19 protein-coding genes are annotated in these 17,483 nt (G+C 71.0%); 14 read left to right on the top strand and 5 right to left on the bottom strand.

Translation table 11 applies throughout. The annotated features are described in order from the left end of the window. The first annotated feature begins 7 nt into the window (after positions 1-7). Complete coding sequence (gene rbfA, locus N553_RS0113785) at positions 8-442, top strand: 30S ribosome-binding factor RbfA (RefSeq protein ID WP_028047010.1); 435 nt, start codon at positions 8-10, stop codon at positions 440-442. Positions 443-502: 60 nt separating this feature from the next. Here rbfA and N553_RS22775 read toward each other — a convergent pair whose 3' ends face one another. Beyond that, complete coding sequence (locus N553_RS22775) at positions 503-1,942, bottom strand: MFS transporter (RefSeq protein ID WP_081844596.1); 1,440 nt, start codon at positions 1,940-1,942, stop codon at positions 503-505. A gap of 77 nt (positions 1,943-2,019) precedes the next feature. Here N553_RS22775 and N553_RS0113775 point away from each other — a divergent pair, with 77 nt between their 5' ends. From N553_RS0113775 to N553_RS0113735, 9 genes are all read left to right on the top strand, one after another. After that, positions 2,020-2,607: a TetR/AcrR family transcriptional regulator gene (locus N553_RS0113775; protein ID WP_231505281.1), complete on the top strand. Its 588-nt coding sequence runs from the start codon at positions 2,020-2,022 to the stop codon at positions 2,605-2,607. Then, entirely contained in the window at positions 2,604-3,536 is a 933-nt protein-coding gene (gene truB, locus N553_RS0113770; protein WP_028047008.1) for a tRNA pseudouridine(55) synthase TruB, read from the top strand. The genes N553_RS0113775 and truB overlap by 4 nt, the downstream gene beginning before the upstream one ends. Positions 3,537-3,637: 101 nt before the next feature. Continuing rightward, positions 3,638-4,663 (top strand): bifunctional riboflavin kinase/FAD synthetase, encoded by a 1,026-nt coding sequence (locus N553_RS0113765; RefSeq protein ID WP_028047007.1) that lies wholly within the window; start codon positions 3,638-3,640, stop codon positions 4,661-4,663. A 93-nt stretch (positions 4,664-4,756) separates the two neighbouring features. Further along, entirely contained in the window at positions 4,757-5,026 is a 270-nt protein-coding gene (gene rpsO, locus N553_RS0113760; protein WP_028047006.1) for a 30S ribosomal protein S15, read from the top strand. 251 nt (positions 5,027-5,277) lie between these two features. Further along, entirely contained in the window at positions 5,278-7,512 is a 2,235-nt protein-coding gene (locus tag N553_RS0113755; RefSeq protein ID WP_028047005.1) for a polyribonucleotide nucleotidyltransferase, read from the top strand. A gap of 1 nt (position 7,513) precedes the next feature. Next, positions 7,514-8,857 carry a pitrilysin family protein gene (locus N553_RS0113750; protein ID WP_028047004.1) on the top strand — a complete coding sequence of 448 codons (1,344 nt, stop codon included), beginning with the start codon at positions 7,514-7,516 and terminating at the stop codon, positions 8,855-8,857. Between the two features lie 134 nt (positions 8,858-8,991). Continuing rightward, positions 8,992-9,798, top strand: coding sequence for a hypothetical protein (locus N553_RS0113745; RefSeq protein ID WP_028047003.1), 807 nt, complete (start codon positions 8,992-8,994; stop codon positions 9,796-9,798). Positions 9,799-9,809: 11 nt separating this feature from the next. Next, positions 9,810-10,565, top strand: a complete 756-nt coding sequence (dapB, locus tag N553_RS0113740) for a 4-hydroxy-tetrahydrodipicolinate reductase (RefSeq protein ID WP_028047002.1) — start codon at positions 9,810-9,812, stop codon at positions 10,563-10,565. Between the two features lie 4 nt (positions 10,566-10,569). Next, positions 10,570-11,025, top strand: coding sequence for a hypothetical protein (locus N553_RS0113735; RefSeq protein ID WP_028047001.1), 456 nt, complete (start codon positions 10,570-10,572; stop codon positions 11,023-11,025). Here N553_RS0113735 and N553_RS0113730 read toward each other — a convergent pair. From N553_RS0113730 to N553_RS0113715, 4 genes are read right to left on the bottom strand one after another with little or no spacing between them, the layout of a single operon-like run. Next, positions 11,022-11,585, bottom strand: coding sequence for a GNAT family N-acetyltransferase (locus N553_RS0113730; RefSeq protein ID WP_028047000.1), 564 nt, complete (start codon positions 11,583-11,585; stop codon positions 11,022-11,024). The two genes, N553_RS0113735 and N553_RS0113730, sit on opposite strands and share 4 nt — an antisense overlap. Before the next feature lie 58 nt (positions 11,586-11,643). Then, the gene (locus tag N553_RS0113725) at positions 11,644-11,964 is read right to left on the bottom strand and encodes an AzlD domain-containing protein (RefSeq protein ID WP_028046999.1); all 321 of its coding nucleotides are present in this window, start codon (positions 11,962-11,964) and stop codon (positions 11,644-11,646) included. Then, positions 11,961-12,668, bottom strand: coding sequence for an AzlC family ABC transporter permease (locus N553_RS22770; RefSeq protein WP_034622484.1), 708 nt, complete (start codon positions 12,666-12,668; stop codon positions 11,961-11,963). Before N553_RS22770 ends, N553_RS0113725 begins: the two co-directional genes overlap by 4 nt. Positions 12,669-12,681: 13 nt before the next feature. Further along, positions 12,682-14,154 carry an NAD-dependent succinate-semialdehyde dehydrogenase gene (locus N553_RS0113715; protein ID WP_028046998.1) on the bottom strand — a complete coding sequence of 491 codons (1,473 nt, stop codon included), beginning with the start codon at positions 14,152-14,154 and terminating at the stop codon, positions 12,682-12,684. Between the two features lie 61 nt (positions 14,155-14,215). Here N553_RS0113715 and N553_RS0113710 point away from each other — a divergent pair, with 61 nt between their 5' ends. The 4 genes from N553_RS0113710 (at position 14,216) to N553_RS0113695 (ending at position 17,468) form a co-directional block, all read left to right on the top strand. Beyond that, positions 14,216-15,022, top strand: coding sequence for a thymidylate synthase (locus N553_RS0113710; RefSeq protein WP_197030084.1), 807 nt, complete (start codon positions 14,216-14,218; stop codon positions 15,020-15,022). Further along, positions 15,019-15,513: a dihydrofolate reductase gene (locus tag N553_RS0113705; protein ID WP_028046996.1), complete on the top strand. Its 495-nt coding sequence runs from the start codon at positions 15,019-15,021 to the stop codon at positions 15,511-15,513. Before N553_RS0113710 ends, N553_RS0113705 begins: the two co-directional genes overlap by 4 nt. A gap of 116 nt (positions 15,514-15,629) precedes the next feature. Beyond that, the gene (locus N553_RS22765) at positions 15,630-17,159 is read left to right on the top strand and encodes a M6 family metalloprotease domain-containing protein (protein WP_081844646.1); all 1,530 of its coding nucleotides are present in this window, start codon (positions 15,630-15,632) and stop codon (positions 17,157-17,159) included. After that, positions 17,160-17,468: a hypothetical protein gene (locus N553_RS0113695; protein ID WP_028046995.1), complete on the top strand. Its 309-nt coding sequence runs from the start codon at positions 17,160-17,162 to the stop codon at positions 17,466-17,468. Positions 17,469-17,483 lie beyond the last annotated feature (15 nt).

Genomic DNA, 17,483 nt, shown 5'->3' with positions numbered 1-17,483 from the left:
CGATCCGATGGCAGACACCGCCCGCGCCCGCAAGCTCAGTGAGCGCATCCAGCAGGTCGTCGCGCAGATGCTCGACACCCGGATCAAGGACCCCCGGCTGGGCTTCGTCACCATCACCGACGTCCGTGTCACGGGTGACCTCCAGCACGCCGACATCTTCTACACGGTGCTCGGCGACGACGTCGCGCGCACAGACACGGCTGCCGCCCTGGAGAGTGCCAAGGGCGTCCTGCGCTCCGAGGTCGGAAAGCAGGTCGGCATCCGGTTGACGCCGTCGCTGGACTTCCACCTCGATGCTCTGCCAGACACGTCCGCGCAGCTCGACGCCGCACTCCTCGAGGCGGCTCGGCGTGACCGCGAGGTGGCAGCCCTTGCCGCCGCGGCGACGTTCGCGGGCGACGCGGACCCGTACAAGAAGTCCGACGAGGACGACGAGGACTGACGCGACACCACGAAACCCCCGGGAGAGCCCGGGGGTTTCGTCGTCTCTGGGGGACCCGGCTCAGGAGAGCGTCTTGCCGGTGTCCTTCGGCATCCAGAGCAGGACGACGAGGGCGCCGAGCGCGACGACCAGGGCTCCCACGTACGCCGCCGGCTGCAGGCCCGCGGCATAGCCGCCCGGGGTCAACGTGCCGTCCGACGCGGTGAACACGGCGACGAGCGCTGCGACGCCGAGCGCTCCGCCGATCTCACGGATCGTCGCGTTGACCGAGCTCGCCGTTCCGTGGTCGTCGGGCGCCATGTCTGCCAGCACGGCGGTCGCGGCGGGGGCGAACGTGAGCCCCATCCCGATGCCGGCGAGCGCCAGACCCGGCACGAGGTCGGCGTACGTGAGGCCGTCGGACGTGACCAGGAGTCCCTGCCACGCAAGACCGGCGGCCTGCAGCAGCAGCCCGGTGAACAGGAGCGGTCGGACGCCGATGCGGGGGGCGAGCATGCCGGCGATGGGCGCGAAGATCATCGGCGCCGCGGTCCACGGAAGGGTGCGGACGCCGGCCTGCAGGGGAGTGAACCCCATCCCGATCTGCAGGTACTGAGCCAGCAGGAAGACGAGCCCGAACACTCCGAACGAGAACGCCAGGGCGCTGATGTTGGCCACGGAGAACGACCGCTCACGGAACAGCCGTAGCGGGACCAGCGGGTGGTCGGTGCGGGACTCGCGGGCCACGAAGGCGAGCAGCAGGGCGATTCCGACCAGCAGGCCGCCGAGGACGCGCGTCGAGCCCCAGCCGTCGTCGTTGCCGCGGATGATCGACCAGACGATGGCCAGGACGGAGGTCCCGGCCAGGGCGAGCCCGAGCAGGTCGAGCGGCTGGCGGCGACCGTGCGACTCGGGCAGCGCCCAGAGCACGAGGGGGATGGCGACGAGCGCGACGGGGACGTTGATCCAGAAGATCGCCTCCCAGGAGATGCCGCCGACGACAGCGCCACCGATGACCGGTCCGAGTGCGACGCCCAGACCCGAGACGCCTCCCCAGACGCCGATCGCCATCGCGCGCCTGCTGGCCGGGACGGCACCCGCGAGGAGCGCGAGGGACAGCGGCATGATCGCGGCCGCGCCCGCACCCTGCAGGGCGCGCGCCCCGATGAGCATCTCGGGGCTGGTGGCGAGCGCGGACAGGATGGAGGCGCCACCGAAGATCGCGATGCCGGCGATGAACACGCGCCGCCGACCGAGCCTGTCACCGAGGGTGGCGGCGGCGATCATGAGCGTCGCGAAGCTGAGGGTGTAGGCGTTGATCATCCACTGCAGCTGTTCGAGCGAGGCGTTCAGCTCGGTTCGCAGGACCGGGAGCGCCGTGGTCATGACGAGGTTGTCCAGGGTGGCCATGAACATCGGGACCGAGGCTGCGACGAGCGCGATCGCGGTACCTCGGCGGCGGAGCACCGGGCGCTGAAGCAGGGTGTCCGCCCGGGACTCAGCGGGTGTCGTGAGGGTCACGAGCGGCTCCTAGGCTTGTTGGCATTGATTGATTACTACCAACAGCGACGTTAGGCATCGGCTGATAACATGTCAACATGTCCGAGCAGATCGATCAGCAGATTCCCTCGACGACGTCGCGCATGACCGGTGCCGAGCGACGCGACCAGATCCTCGCCGCGGCGCGGCGGGTCTTCGCCGACAAGGGGTACGCGGCGACGACCGACGAGGTGGCCCGCGCGGCAGGGGTGTCGCAGCCGTACGTCGTGCGGCTGTTCGGCTCCAAGCGGGAGCTCTTCCTCGAGGCCTACCGTGTGGCCAGCGCGGAGATCGTCGCCGCACTCGGCTCGGTGCCGGCAGGGCCGGACGCGGGGCCGCTGATGGCCGACGCCTACGTGGGCCTGCTCGAGGACCGCAACCTGCTGAGACTGACCATGCACGGGTTCATCGCGGGCGCCGACGACGAGGTCGGCAAGATCGCGCGGCACACCCTCGGGGAGGCGTTCCGCATCTTCCAGGACCGCACCGGCGCCGACGACGACACGGCCCGCCTCTTCGTCGCCCAGGGCATGCTCATCAACGTGCTGCTCGCGGTCGACGCGCCCGCCCACAAGGGAGAGGACGACGGCATGGACGCACTGGTCATGTGCGTTCAGGAGAGCATCGCCGAGCGGCGCACCGCGTGACGCGAGCGGACCGGCCGCGAACCGAACGGCGCCCCACCGCGCCCGACGGGGTCGTCGTCGTCGACAAGCCGGCCGGCTGGACGAGCCATGACGTCGTCGCCAAGATGCGGTGGCTCGCCGGCACCCGCAAGGTCGGCCATGCCGGGACCCTCGACCCGATGGCGACGGGGGTCCTCGTCGTCGGGATCGGTCGGGCGACCCGGCTGCTGACGTACATCGTCGGAGCCGACAAGGAGTACACCGCCACGATCCGGCTCGGGGTCAGCACGACGACCGACGACGCCGAGGGTGAGACGCTCGCCGTGACGGACGCCTCGGATGTGACCGCCGAGGCGCTGGCGGCCGGGGTGGCCGCGCTGACCGGCGACATCCAGCAGGTTCCCAGCGCGGTGTCCGCGATCAAGGTCGACGGGCAGCGGGCGTACGCACGAGTGCGGGCCGGCGAGGAGGTCGAGCTCGCGGCCAGGCCCGTGACGGTGTCCCGGTTCGAGATCCGCGACGTGCGACCTGCCGATCGAGCGGTGGACGTCGACGTCACCGTCGTCGTCTCGTCGGGCACCTACGTCCGCGCCCTTGCCCGTGACCTCGGCGCGGGCCTCGGCGTCGGGGGACACCTGACCGCGCTGCGGCGTACGCGAGTGGGTGGGTACGGGCTCGACGTGGCGCGCACCCTCGACGAGCTCGCGGAGGTCGGGCCGGACGTATCGATCGACGTCGTCTCGCTCGCCGACTCCGCGCGCGCCACGTTCCCGGTACGCGACCTGACCGCCGAGGAGTCGGTCGCCCTGTCCCACGGGCAGCGGCTCTCGGCGGCCGGCGAGACGACCGACGGAACAGTGGCTGCGATCGCGCCGGACGGCCGGCTCGTGGCCCTCGTCGAGACGCGTGGGGGAGCGGTTCGACCGGTGCTGGTGTTCGCGCCGGCCTGACCGCCATTCGGCGGTCGGCGCCCGAGGTGGCAGGCTGGACCCGGACTGCGCGACCACAGTCCGTCCCGATCGGCCCGATGGGTCCCTCGACAGGAGCTTGTGTGCAGCGTTGGAACGCCCTCTCGGACGTCCCTGACGGGTTCGGACCCTCGGTTGTCACGATCGGCAACTTCGACGGTGTCCACCGTGGGCACGTGAGCGTCCTGACGCGGATGTGCGCCGACGCCCGTGCGGTGGGCGCGCAGGCGGTCGCGGTGACGTTCACGCCCCACCCGCTGCAGGTTCATCGCCCGGACACGGCACCGCCCGTCATCACGGGCGACGAGGACCGCCTCGAGCTGCTCGAGCGCACCGGTCTGGACGCGGTCCTGATGCTCGCGTACACGCTCGAGTTCGCCCGTCAGACGCCCGACGAGTTCGTCCGGCGCTACCTCGTGGAGGGCTTGCGGGCCCGGACCGTGGTCGTCGGCAGGGACGTGCGGTTCGGCTGGAAGAACTCGGGGGACCTGTCGACCATGATCGCGCTCGGCCAGACCTACGGGTTCGACGTCGAGGTGATCGAGGACGTCACGCCTGCCGAGTCGGCCGATCCCGGTAGCGCAGAGGACCTCGTGGCCGACCCGCTGCGCCGTCGATGGTCGTCGACGTGGGTCCGTGAGCTGCTGGACGAAGGCGACGTGGTCCAGGCCGCCCGGGTGCTGGGCCGTCCCCACCGCATCCGCGGCACGGTCGTCCACGGCGACGCCCGCGGTCGGGAGCTGGGGTTCCCTACGGCCAACCTCGGGCCGGACTCCACGGGTCTCGTGCCGGCCGACGGTGTGTACGCGGGCTGGTTGCGCCGGGTGTCGGCCGAGCCGGGCGAGTCCGACGGTGTCGTCCTGCCGGCGGCCGTCTCCATCGGCACCAACCCGACGTTCGACGGGGTCGAGCGGCGCGTCGAGGCCTACGTCCTCGACCGCACGGACCTGGACCTCTACGACGAGGTCGTCGTGCTCGAGCTGGTCGAGCGGCTGCGCCCGACGCTGCGGTTCGAGTCGATCGACGAGCTGGTGGTCCAGATGCGCGACGACGTCGATCGCACGCGCGTGATCCTCGACACCGATGCGCGGCCCACGCCCGCAGCCTGATAGTCTTTGTGGGCCGTCTGAACGGCCGCGGACAGAGAGAGCCCGGGTGGATATGCCCCGGCGCACCGCGCAACGAGTCAACCAGGAGATCGAGTGCCGCTCGAAAGTGCCGTCAAGCAGTCCATCATGGCCGAGTACGCCACCCACGAGGGTGACACCGGTTCCCCCGAGGTCCAGATCGCGATGCTCACGCAGCGCATCAAGGACCTCACGGAGCACCTCAAGGCTCACAAGCACGACCACCACAGCCGCCGCGGTCTGCTGCTGCTCGTCGGTCAGCGTCGTCGCCTTCTCGGTTACCTCCAGAAGGTCGACATCAACCGTTACCGCAGCATCATCGAGCGGCTCGGCCTGCGCCGATAACGCCTTCCACCAGCCCGGACCCGGTACAGGGTCCGGGCTGGTGTGGCGTTGGGCACGACCAGTAGCACCCGCACGACGTAGCACCGCACGACGTAGTACATGCATGACGTAGTACCTGCACCACCACACCGCGTCGGTCCGCTCGGTTCGGTCCTCGGTAGTGGCTTCCGGAACCTCGAAGGAGAGTCCGGTGGCCTCGATCGAAGATCGCTCGCGGACGGCCGGCGCCTTCACGAAAGAGGAGGGCACCCGTGGAGGGTCCCGAGATCCAGTTCGCCGAAGCCGTGATCGACAACGGTCGCTTCGGCACCCGCACCGTCCGCTTCGAGACCGGCCGCATCGCCAAGCAGGCCGCCGGTTCCGCCGTCGCCTATCTCGACGGTGAGACCACGCTGCTCGCCGCCACCACGGCCGGCAAGCACCCCAAGGAGCAGTTCGACTTCTTCCCGCTGACGATCGACGTCGAGGAGCGGTCGTACGCGGCCGGCAAGATCCCCGGCTCGTTCTTCCGTCGCGAGGGCCGTCCGTCCACCGAGGCCATCCTCGCGTGCCGGCTCATCGACCGCCCGCTGCGCCCCCTGTTCGTCAAGGGCCTGCGCAACGAGGTCCAGGTCGTCATCACCGTGCTGTCGATCCACCCGGACGACTCCTACGACACGCTCGCCATCAACGCGGCATCCATCTCGACGCAGCTGTCGGGCCTGCCGTTCTCCGGCCCCGTCGCCGGTGTGCGTATCGCCCTCATCGACAACCAGTGGGTCGCGTTCCCGCGGTACTCCGAGCGCGAGCGCGCGACGTTCGACATGGTCGTCGCCGGTCGCGTGGTCGGCGACGACGTCGCCATCGCGATGATCGAGGCCGAGGCGCCCGAGAAGTCCTGGAACCTCATCAAGTTCGAGGGTGGCACCGCCCCCACGGAAGAGGTCGTGTCCCAGGGCATCGAGGCGGCCAAGCCGTTCATCAAGGTGCTGGTCCAGGCGCAGCAGGAGCTCGCGTCCAAGGCCGCCAAGGAGACCCAGGTCTTCCCGACGTTCCCGGACTACCAGGACGACGCCTACGCCGCCGTCGAGGCCTTCTCGACCGCGTCGCTGGGCGAGGCCCTGAGCATCGCGGACAAGCAGACCCGCGAGAACCGTCTCGACGAGATCAAGGGCGAGGTCGTCGCCGGCCTCTCCGAGCAGTTCGAGGGCCGCGAGAAGGAGCTGTCGGCCGCGTACCGCTCGGTCCAGAAGAAGCTCATCCGCCAGCGCATCCTCACGGACGGCTTCCGCATCGACGGCCGTGGCCTGCGGGACATCCGCACGCTGTCGGCCGAGGTCGAGGTGCTGCCCCGCGTGCACGGCTCGGCGATCTTCGAGCGCGGCGAGACCCAGATCCTGGGTGTCACCACGCTGAACATGCTCCGCATGGAGCAGCAGCTCGACACGCTCTCCCCGGAGACGCGCAAGCGCTACATGCACAACTACAACTTCCCGCCGTACTCGACCGGTGAGACGGGCCGCGTGGGCTCGCCCAAGCGTCGCGAGATCGGTCACGGGGCGCTCGCCGAGCGTGCGCTCATGCCGGTCCTGCCGAGCCGCGAGGAGTTCCCCTACGCGATCCGTCAGGTCTCCGAGGCGCTGAGCTCCAACGGCTCGACGTCCATGGGCTCGGTCTGCGCGTCCACCCTGTCGCTGCTCAACGCGGGTGTGCCGCTGCGCGCGCCGGTCGCGGGCATCGCCATGGGCCTCGTCTCCGACACGGTAGACGGTGAGACCCGCTACGCGGCGCTGACCGACATCCTGGGCGCCGAGGACGCGTTCGGCGACATGGACTTCAAGGTCGCCGGTACCCGCGAGTTCGTCACGGCCATCCAGCTCGACACCAAGCTCGAGGGCATCCCCGCCTCGGTGCTCGGCGGCGCGCTCACGCAGGCCAAGGAGGCTCGCCTGGCGATCCTCGACGTCATCGCCGAGGCGATCGACGTGCCCGACGAGATGAGCCCGTTCGCACCGCGCGTCATCACGGTGAAGGTCCCGGTCGACAAGATCGGCGAGGTCATCGGGCCGAAGGGCAAGATGATCAACCAGATCCAGGAGGAGACCGGCGCCGACATCTCGATCGAGGACGACGGAACGGTCTACATCGGCGCCACCGACGGTCCGTCGGCGGAGGCCGCGCGTGCGGCGATCAACGCGATCGCCAACCCGCACATGCCCGAGATCGGGGAGCGCTTCGTCGGTACGGTCGTCAAGACCACGACGTTCGGTGCGTTCGTCTCGCTCTCGCCGGGCAAGGACGGTCTGCTGCACATCTCGCAGATCCGCCGCCTCGTGGGTGGCAAGCGCGTCGAGAACGTCGAGGACGTCCTGTCCATCGGGCAGAAGGTCCAGGTCGAGATCGGCGAGATCGACCCGCGCGGCAAGCTGTCGCTGCACGCTGTGATCGACGAGGGGGCCGAGGACGCCGCGGCGTCTGAGGGCGCGGCCGAGCCGGTCGACGCCTGACGTGCCGCTGGACCTTCCGCTCGTCCGCCCGGGTCAGCCGGGCAGCGAGCAGACCGTCGGGCAGGACGGCGACGCCATCGTGCGTCGTTCCGTCCTGCCCGGCGGGGTCCGCGTGCTCACGGAGCACATGCCGGGCCTGCGCTCGGCGACCGTGGGCGCGTGGGTAGGAGTCGGCTCGCGCGACGAGTCCGACGGCCACCACGGCTCGACGCACTTCCTCGAGCACCTGCTGTTCAAGGGCACGGCGCGGCGCACGGCGATGGACATCGCTGAGGCGTTCGACGCCGTCGGGGGTGAGGCCAACGCCGCCACCGGCAAGGAGCACACGTGCTACTACGCGCGGGTGCTCGACACCGACCTCCCGATGGCGGTCGACGTCATCGCGGACATGGTCACCTCCGCGCGCCTCGACACGGACGAGCTCGAGACCGAGCGCGGCGTGATCCTCGAAGAGCTCGCGATGAACGACGACGACCCGAGCGACGTGGTCCACGAGCAGTTCGCGGCGCTCGTCCTGGGTGAGCACGCTCTCGGCCGGCCGATCGGTGGCATCCCCGACACCATCCGCGCTGTCCCGCGCGAAGCGGTCTGGGAGCACTACCGCGAGCACTACCAGTCCTCGACGCTCGTGGTGACCGCCGCGGGCGGTGTGGACCACGACCTGCTCTGCAAGCAGGTGGTCGAAGCGTTGCACTCGGGCGGCTGGGACCTCGACGAGACGGTGCAGCCCCGTGGGCGGCGCCTGTCCAGCACGGGTCTTCTCGCCGGACAGGACGGCATCCCCGCCCAGGGCCTCGAACGGACGATCCGGCGCCCCACCGAGCAGGCGAACGTCATCGTCGGCAGCACGTCGCTGACGGCCACGGACCCGCGCCGGTTCACGCTGTCGGTGCTCAACGCGGTGCTCGGCGGCGGGATGTCGTCGCGGCTCTTCCAGGAGATCCGCGAGCGCCGGGGCCTGGCGTACTCCACGTACTCCTTCGCGTCCGGGCACGCCGACACCGGGATCTTCGGCCTGTACGCAGGGTGCACCCCGGGCCGTGTGGACGAGGTCGTCGCTCTCATGGCCGAGGAGTGGGAGCGGATCGCGCAGGAGCCCATCACGCAGGCAGAGCTCGAGCGGTCCATGGGCCAGCTGTCCGGGGGGCTCGTGCTCGGCATGGAGGACTCCGGGTCGCGCATGAGCCGCCTGGGCAAGTCCGAGCTGGTCCACGGCTCGCTCATGAGCATCGACGAGTCGCTCGAGATGATCCGTGCCGTCACCGTCCAGGACGTGCAGGAGCTCGCCGCGGACCTCGCGTCGCGCCCGCGCTCGGTCGTCCGTGTCGGTCCCTTCGGGGACTGACACGGCGGGAACGGTCCCCATCGCGGGCGTCGCCGGTAGGCGTCTCAGGTCAACCTGCGTCACCTCAGGTTCGGGCGGGGATCGAGTACGACGGTTCGACGCACGGCGGCTGACCGGGGAGCGAGAATGGGTCCATGCCCATCGCCCAGGCGGAGTACCAACGATTCGCGACGGACGACGTCGCCGACCTCGTCGAGCACGCGTGGGTCGTCCGCGAGTCGACGACGCCCGGACGTGAGGTGCTGCTGCCGGACGGTCGGGGTCTCCTCCAGGTGGTGCTCGGCGGCCCGTCGGTCCGCACCGACCCGCTGGGCGACACCCGTGAGCCGGACGTGTCCGGGGTGCGCGGCCTGACCACCCGCGCGGTCGTCCGCGCGAGCGTGGGCAGAACCGTGCGGCTCGGGCTCCAGCTCCACCCGCTCGCCGGAGCGCGGCTCGGGACGCCCCTGACCGACGACTGGGTCGACGTGGACGCCGTGCTCGGTACCGGAGTCCAGGCTGCGCTCGAGAAGCTCCTGGCCGACGGCTCCGACGCGGCCGCCGTCGGGCTCGCCGCCGAGGCGCTGGCAGCGCTCAGGCGGCACGGGTCGGACGAGCTCGACAGGTTCGCCGAGGTGGTGCGGACGATCGACGACGCGGGCGGGCTCGTAAGCGCGGCAGATCTGGCGCGCCGTGCCGGGTGCACCGTCTCGGAGCTGTACCGGTGGTCGGTGCGATACCTCGGCATCCCGCCGACCGAGTACCTCGCCGCCGTGCGGTTCTCGACCTTCGTCCGCGAGGCCATCGGACCGGGGGTCGTCGGACCGAAAGACGTGGTCGCGGCCCTGCAGTGGTACGTCCGCGCGGGGTACCCGCCCCGCGAGGTCGAACGGTTCACCGGACTGGAGCCCGTCGAGCTGCGGCGGCTCGCCCAGGCCGTAGGGTCGCTCGTCGACGGATAGGGTGTGCCCCCGTGAGCGAACGCATCAGGGTGGCCGTGCTGGGTGCGGCGGGCCGTATGGGGCAGACCGTCGTCCGCGCCGTGGAGAGTGCACCGGACCTGGAGCTTGTCGCGGCGGTCGACGCCGGTGACGATCTCGCCGTCCTGGCGGCCGTGGGTGCGCAGGTAGCCGTCGACTTCACGATCCCTGCGGTGACCGAGGGCAACGTGCATGCGCTCGTCGACGCCGGTATCGACGTGGTCGTCGGGACGACGGGGTGGACGGACGAGTCGCTGGCCAGGGTTCGGGACCACCTTGTCGACCGTCCCGGAGTGGGTGTCCTCGTCGCCCCGAACTTCGCGCTGGGCGCGGTGCTGGCCATGGCGTTCGCCGCGAAGGCAGCCCCCTGGTTCGAGTCCGTCGAGGTCGTCGAGCTGCACCACCCCGACAAGATCGACGCCCCGTCCGGCACCGCCCGGCACACTGCCACCGCGATCGCCGCCGCACGGGCCGCGGCTGGCGTTGGTCCGGTACCCGACGCGACGTCCGAGGGCCTGGAAGGTGCCCGCGGCGCATCCGTCGACGGCATCCCGGTGCACTCGGTGCGCCTACGCGGTCTGGTCGCACACGAGGAGATCCTGCTGGGCAACGCGGGCGAGCAGCTGACGATCCGGACGGACTCGTTCGACCGTGTGAGCTTCATGCCGGGTGTGCTGCTCGCGGTGCGGCAGGTGGGCAGCCGACCTGGCCTGACCGTGGGTCTCGACCAGCTGCTCGACCTGGCCTGACCCTGTGAGCGCTCGCGCCCGCTGGACCTCCTTCGCCGGCGCAGCCGTCCTGACGGTGCTGCTCGGCCTGTACGTGTGGCTCGTGGCCGCACGCGCCACTGCGCTGATCCGCACCGGTGAGCCGGTCGGGGCGGTCCTCGGCGTCGCGCTGTGGGTGCTGCCCCTCGTGGTGGTCTGGCTCGTGTTCCGGGAGTGGTCGCTCGCCGTCGACGTGCAGCGGATGGCCGACGAGCTCGCGGCCGCCGACGAGCTGCCGGTCGACGACCTGCCGCGGTCACCCGGTGGACGGATCGACCGGGCCGCGGCCCGAGCCGCGTTCGAGCCCGCGCGGGAGCTGGCCGAGGCGGAACCCGACGACTGGCGGTCCTGGTACCACCTGGCGTTCGCGTACGACGCTGCGGGGGACCGGCGTCGGGCGCGCGAGTCCCTGCGCAAGGCGAGCGCCCTGCACAAGGCCTAGATCGACGCGGACCACCGGTGCTCGGCGACCACCCGCGCGGTGCCGTCGGGCAGCGTCCCGGAGGCGAGGTCACGCGCGACGTCGTCAGGGCCGAGGCCGGACGACGCGAGGAACTGGGCTCGCGCGCTGTCTCCGTCGAGCACCCAGGTGTGCACCTGGTCCGCCCCGTCCTGACGGAGCGTGTCGACCGCCGCCGCCAGCAGCCGCGACCCGTGCCCGCTGCGCTGCTGCGAGGGCTCGACCTCGAGGGTGAGGATTACGCCGCCGGGCGCGTCGAACGGCCGGTCCTCCGCCGCGGGGACCGGTGCCAGCGACACGACGCCCACGACCGTCGGGCCGTCGCACGCCACGAGCACCCGGAACCCGGCTCCCGGCGGCGTCGTCACGGCCGCCAGCCACTGCGACTCGATCGCGGCCTCGTCGAGAAGGTCGAGTGCGCCGGCCAGGACGTCCGCGTGCGACACGCGCCAGGCGTTCAGCTGGATACGCGCGATCGCGTGCTCGTCGCCACGGACGGCAGGGCGGACCGACACGTCGGCGTTCTCGCTGAACAGCGCCATCGGTCCTGCTCTCTCGTCGTCCTGGTGGGGCCGGAGCGGCCTGGTCACCCTAACCGGCTCACGGCATGCCGAGGGCGCGCAGGCCTGCGGCCGTGAGTGCCGCGAGCAGCACCACGACGATGAACGGTGCGCGCAGCACGAGCGCGATCGCCGCGACGAGAAGTGCGGGCAGCCGGGCGTCGATCACGATGCTTCCGCCGGTCGTCGCGGTCTGGACAGCGACCAGAGCGGACAGCAGGGCGACCGTGACGAGCGCAGCGGTTCGGGCGACCCGGGGCTGCGCGAGCCAGTGCTCGGGCACCAGGTGGCCGGAGATCTTGAGCGCGAAGCACACCGCGCTGGCGACGAGGAGAGCGATCCAGGTGACCGTGGGGCTCATGCGGGCGCCTCGTCCCTGCGGGGCCGGACCGAGGTCAGCATCCCGGTGAGGATCGCGACGACCGCCGCGAGGAGGACCGGGATCCCGGCAGGGACGAGCGGGGTGGTCAGCAGGGCGACCGCGACGGCACCCGCCGCGACGAGCTGCGCGTGCCGCGCGTTCGGGCCGGTGACCCGCGGCCACACCAGACCGAGGAACGCGGCCGCGGCCGCCGCGTCCAGACCGTATCGGCGCGGGTCGCCGAGCGCGTCGCCGAGCAGGGCACCGATCAGCGTGAACGTGTTCCACAGGACGAAGACACCGATGCCCGTCCACCAGAACCCGAGGCGTGAGGCGCGTCGACCGGCGTGCGCTGTCGCTACGGCGGTCGACTCGTCGATGGTCAGCTGCGCGGCTGCCAGCCGGCGCCAGCCGCGCACGCCGAGCAGGGGAGCGACCTGCGGTCCGTAGAGCCCGTTGCGCACGCCCAGCAGACCCGCGGTCGCGACGGCGGCACCCGCCGCCCCACCTGCACCGACCACGCCGATGAACGCGAACTGTGAGCCCCCGGAGAACATGAGGAGGCTGAGCGCCATCGCCTGCGGCAAGGACAGGCCTGCCGCTACGGCAAGGGCACCGAACGAGACCCCGTAGAGGCCGGTGGCCAGCGAGACCGAGACGGCCTGCCGGATGGCGCCCCGGCCGTCGTCGTCGGGTTCGGTCACGGACGCAACTGTCTCAGATGGCCACGTAGACGCTGTCCAGGTACTCCTCGATCCCCGCCTCGCCGCCCTCCCGGCCGAGCCCGGACGACTTCACGCCGCCGAAGGGGGCGCTCGCGTCGGACACGAGGCCTCGGTTCACGCCGAGCATCCCCGTGTCGACCGACTCCGCAAGACGCAGGACCCGCCCGATGTCGCGGGTGTAGGCGTACGCGACCAGCCCGAACGGTGTGGAGTTGGCCAGCGCGACGGCTTCGTCCTCGGACCCGAAGGTCACGACCGGCGCGACCGGCCCGAACGTCTCCTCGGTGATCACCCGCAGGTCCGGCGACACCCGGTCCAGGACGGTCGGGTTGTAGAAGTAGCCCGCACGGTCCGGCCGCTCGGCGCCGATCCGCACGCGCGCCCCGCCGTCCACGGCCTCGGCGACGACCTCCTGCACGCGGTCGACCGCAGCCTCCTCGATCAGCGGGCCGACGGTCACGCCCTCGTCCGCGCCATGCCCGACCACGAGCTTGTCGAACGCGACCGTCAGGGCTGCGGTGAACTCCTCCGCGACCGACGCGTGCACCAGGAACCTGTTCGCGGCGACACACGTCTGGCCGGCGTTGCGCATCTTGGCCTGGACCGCGCCCGTCACCGCAGCGTCGATGTCGGCGTCCTCGAAGACGAGGAACGGGGCGTTGCCCCCGAGCTCCATGGACGTGCGCAGGACCGTGTCTGCCGACGCCTTCAGCAATGCCGAGCCGACCTCCGTGGAGCCGGTGAAGGAGAGCTTGCGCAGCCGTGGGTCGGACAGCAGCGGACCGGAGATGCTGCGGGCCGAGGCCGACGGCAGCACGTTGATCACGCCTGTCGGCAGACCACGGTCGGCGAGCTCGGCCCGGATGATCTCGGCGACGTACGCAGTGGTCAGCGGAGTGAGCTGCGCGGGCTTGATGACGACGCTGCACCCGGCCGCGAGCGCGGGCGCGACCTTGCGCGCGATCATCGCGATGGGGAAGTTCCACGGGGTGATCAGCAGCGCTGGACCGACCGCCCGGCGCAGCACCAGCTGGTGGTTGGTCCCGGAGGGTGCGCGGCGCGCGAGGCCCTCGAAGCGGACCGCCTGCTCGGCGTACCAGCGGATGTAGTCGGCTCCGTAGGCGACCTCAGCGCGTGACTCGGCCAGAGGCTTGCCGCCCTCGGCGGTCACCAGGGCCGCGATGTCCTCGGTACGCGCCGTGATCGTCTCGAAGACCGCGCGCAGCAGCTCCGAGCGCACGCGTGGTGCCGTGGCCCGCCACTCGGGGAAGGCGTTGGACGCCGCGGTGAGGGCGTCGAGCGCGTCGTCGGAGCCGGCGTCGGCGACGTCGAACAGAGACTCGGTCGTGCCCGGGTCCGAGACGGTGAACGTGCGCCCGCTCGCTGCCGGGCGCCACGCCCCGTCGATCAGGATGCCGGTCGGGACGTGCGCCGCGACGGTGGGCGGCAGGGCCGGGGGAGTCATGCTCGCAGTCTTGCTCGCACGGGGGCGTCGCACCACCGGCACGCCGCATCTGCGACCTACGATGGCCCCCATGATCGAGACCCCGTACGAAGACCTCCTGAGGCTCGTCCTGGAGACGGGCACCCCGAAGGCGGATCGCACGGGGACCGGCACCCGCAGCGTGTTCGGGCACCAGATGCGGTTCGACCTGTCGCAGGGCTTCCCGCTGGTCACCACCAAGCGTGTGCACCTGCGCTCGATCGCGTACGAGCTGCTCTGGTTCCTGCGCGGCGAGTCCAACGTCGCGTGGCTGCACGAGAACAAGGTGACCATCTGGGACGAGTGGGCTTCGCCTGAGGGTGAGCTCGGCCCCGTCTACGGCGTGCAGTGGCGCAGCTGGCCGACGCCCGACGGCGGCCACATCGACCAGATCACCCAGCTCATCGAGAACCTGCGCCGCGACCCCGACTCGCGCCGGCACATCGTCTCCGCCTGGAACGTCGCGGACATCCCGTCGATGGCGCTCGCGCCCTGCCACGCGTTCTTCCAGTTCTACGTGGCGGACGGTCGGCTGTCCTGCCAGCTGTACCAGCGCTCGGCGGACCTGTTCCTGGGGGTGCCGTTCAACATCGCGTCCTACGCGCTGCTCACGCACATGGTCGCCCAGCAGGCCGATCTGGAGGTCGGGGACTTCGTCTGGACCGGCGGCGACTGCCACATCTACGACAACCACGTCGACCAGGTGCGCGAGCAGCTGACCCGGGCGCCGTACCCCGCGCCGACGCTCAACCTGCGCAGGGCCGCCTCGATCTTCGAGTACACGTTCGAGGACATCGAGGTCGTCGGTTACGAGCACCACCCGACCATCAAGGCTCCGGTGGCCGTGTGACGATCGCCCTGATCTGGGCGCAGACGCCCACGGGCGTGATCGGCCGCGACGGAACCCTGCCCTGGCACGTGCCCGAGGACATGGCCCACTTCCGGGACCTGACCCGCGGCCACCCCGTCATCATGGGTCGTGGCACCTGGGACTCGCTGCCGCCACGGTTCAGACCGCTGCCGGGCAGGACGAACATCGTGCTGACACGCAACCCCCTGGTCGAGCCCCCGGGCGCGCTCGTCGCCCACGGGGTCGAGGAGTCCCTGCGGCTCGTCGGGGACCGGGACGCGTGGGTCGTGGGTGGGGGCGAGGTCTACGCGCTCTTCCTGCCCCTGGCCCAGCGCGTGGAACGCACGCTGGTGTCCCTCGACGTCGGCGGCGACACGCGTGCTCCCACGCTCGACCCCCTCGAGTGGACGCGCACCGACCCCGACCAGACGTGGCTCACGTCGAGCGCGGGCGGCACCCGGTACCGGTTCGAGTCGTACCTGAGGCGCTGAGAATCCGAGGCGCCTCTGGCGTATTCGACGGCGTCGCGGAAGGCTCATGGTGAGGAAGGGTTCGCATCGACGGGACCCCGACCACGATGCAGAGAGGCACGACGATGTCGGACTCCTTGAGCGAACCCGTCTTCACGCACGACCAGCTTCACCAGACCTGTGCCGTCCCGCCGAGCCCTCAGCTGCGTGAACAGTGGACCCGGGCGCTCGAGGGGGCCAACGAGGCGGCGGCGCGCACGGACGGCGCGGCGCCGTTCCTGCGCATCGAGCGGGACCCGCGCCCTCTCGGGTTCAACGACGGCGTGATCGTGCCACCCGAGGAGTTCCCCGTCGGCACGTCGCTGACCGCGATCCGAGGTGCGGCTGCGGACCGGGCGCCGCTGCGCGGAGCCGTCCGCATCGCCGTGGTCCTGGTCGACTTCTCGGACAAGCACCTCACGGCGACGCAGACGCAGATGGAGGACCTGTTCTTCTCCACGGGCGTGCTGCCGCACGGAAGCGTCAAGGAGTACTACCAGGAGGTCACCAACAACCTCGTCCAGCTCGAGGGAGTCGTGGTCGGCCCGTACCGGATGCCGCACACGCTCGCCTGGTACGCCGCGAACGGCTCCGGCGTGGGCAAGAACGGCACACCGTTCCGCACACCCGTCCTGGCGCACGACGCAGCGGTCGCCGCGAACAAGGACGTCGACTTCTCGCCCTACGACAACGACCACAACGGGTTCGTCGACGCGTTCATCGTGGTGCACGCCGGCCAGGGCGCTGAGGAGACCGGCGCGCTCGGTGACATCTGGTCCCACAAGTCGACGCTCGAGAAGGCCTACAAGGCGGACTCGAGCAAGATCTACGGCTACCTGACCATCCCCGAGGACGCGAAGATCGGGGTCAGCGCGCACGAGCTGGGCCACCTGCTGTTCGGCTTCCCGGACCTGTACGACACCGACTACTCGTCCTCCGGCATCGGCGACTGGTGCCTCATGGCCGGCGGCTCCTGGAACGGCGCGGTGCCCGGTGAGCAGCCCGCACACCCGGGTGCGTGGTGCAAGGTGAACCAGGGCTGGGTGACCACGACCGTCGTCACCGCCGACGGCCCGCTGACCATCCCCTCGGTCGACACCGGGCACACGGTGTTCCGACTGTGGCAGGACGGCACCGCCGGGTCGGAGTACTTCCTGCTCGAGAACCGCCAGCCGAACGGCTACGACGCGGCGCTGCCCGGGTCCGGTCTGCTCCTGTGGCACATCGACGAGTCCATGCCGGGGAACACCGACGAGAACCACTACAAGGTCGGGCTCGTCCAGGCCGACGGACGACGAGACCTCGAGCTCAACCACAACGGCGGCGACCCTGCCGACCCGTTCCCGGGCACCGGTGCGATCACCGCGGTCGACGGGTCGACCACGCCGAGCACGAGGTCGTTCGCCAACGTCGACACGAGCGTGGCCCTGTCGACGATCTCCGCGTCCGGCGCCTCCATGACCGTGTCCGTCCGGGTCAGCTCGACCCCGACGCCGCCTCCTGACAGCACGGCCGCGATCAAGGTGCTCATCGACGCGCTCGTCAAGGACGGCACGGGGATCGCCCAGCAGGCCCTCGACCTCAAGGCCCTGTACGACACCGTCCCGGCGGGCGGAAAGGTGAGCTGAGTGGTCGCGGCGCGCAAGAACCGCACCGCCGTCGTCGGGGTCGTCCAGGCCGTCCGAGAGGTCGGGTCGGACGTCGTCGAGCTCGAGGTGGAGGTCCAGAGCACGCGCGGGGTGGAGGGTCAGCCGGACCTGCTCACGGACCACCAGAGCACCGGCCGCCCCTGGACGCTGCAGGCCCGACGATCCGAGCTGCCCGAAGGGGACCTGACCGGCTGGCACGTCTCGGGGGAGGCCGTGCTCGCCGGCCCCGACGTCATCAGGCTCGTCACCACGGAACCTGCGCCCGTGCTCTCGCCACCAGGACCGTGACCCGCTCAGACCGCA

It is taken from the genome of Cellulomonas sp. URHE0023 (assembly GCF_000688475.1).
GTDB lineage: Bacteria > Actinomycetota > Actinomycetes > Actinomycetales > Cellulomonadaceae > Cellulomonas.
This window is presented reverse-complemented; position numbering and strand designations above follow the sequence as displayed.

Excerpts from the sequence above, each read along its gene's own strand:
- rbfA (WP_028047010.1), top strand. The coding sequence starts at position 8 with ATGGCAGACACCGCCCGCGCCCGCAAGCTCAGTGAGCGCATCCAGCAG.
- N553_RS0113775 (WP_231505281.1), top strand. The coding sequence starts at position 2,020 with ATGTCCGAGCAGATCGATCAGCAGATTCCCTCGACGACGTCGCGCATG.
- N553_RS0113745 (WP_028047003.1), top strand. The coding sequence starts at position 8,992 with ATGCCCATCGCCCAGGCGGAGTACCAACGATTCGCGACGGACGACGTC.
- N553_RS0113730 (WP_028047000.1), bottom strand. The coding sequence starts at position 11,585 with ATGGCGCTGTTCAGCGAGAACGCCGACGTGTCGGTCCGCCCTGCCGTC.
- N553_RS0113725 (WP_028046999.1), bottom strand. The coding sequence starts at position 11,964 with ATGAGCCCCACGGTCACCTGGATCGCTCTCCTCGTCGCCAGCGCGGTG.
- N553_RS0113715 (WP_028046998.1), bottom strand. The coding sequence starts at position 14,154 with ATGACTCCCCCGGCCCTGCCGCCCACCGTCGCGGCGCACGTCCCGACC.
- N553_RS0113710 (WP_197030084.1), top strand. The coding sequence starts at position 14,216 with ATGGCCCCCATGATCGAGACCCCGTACGAAGACCTCCTGAGGCTCGTC.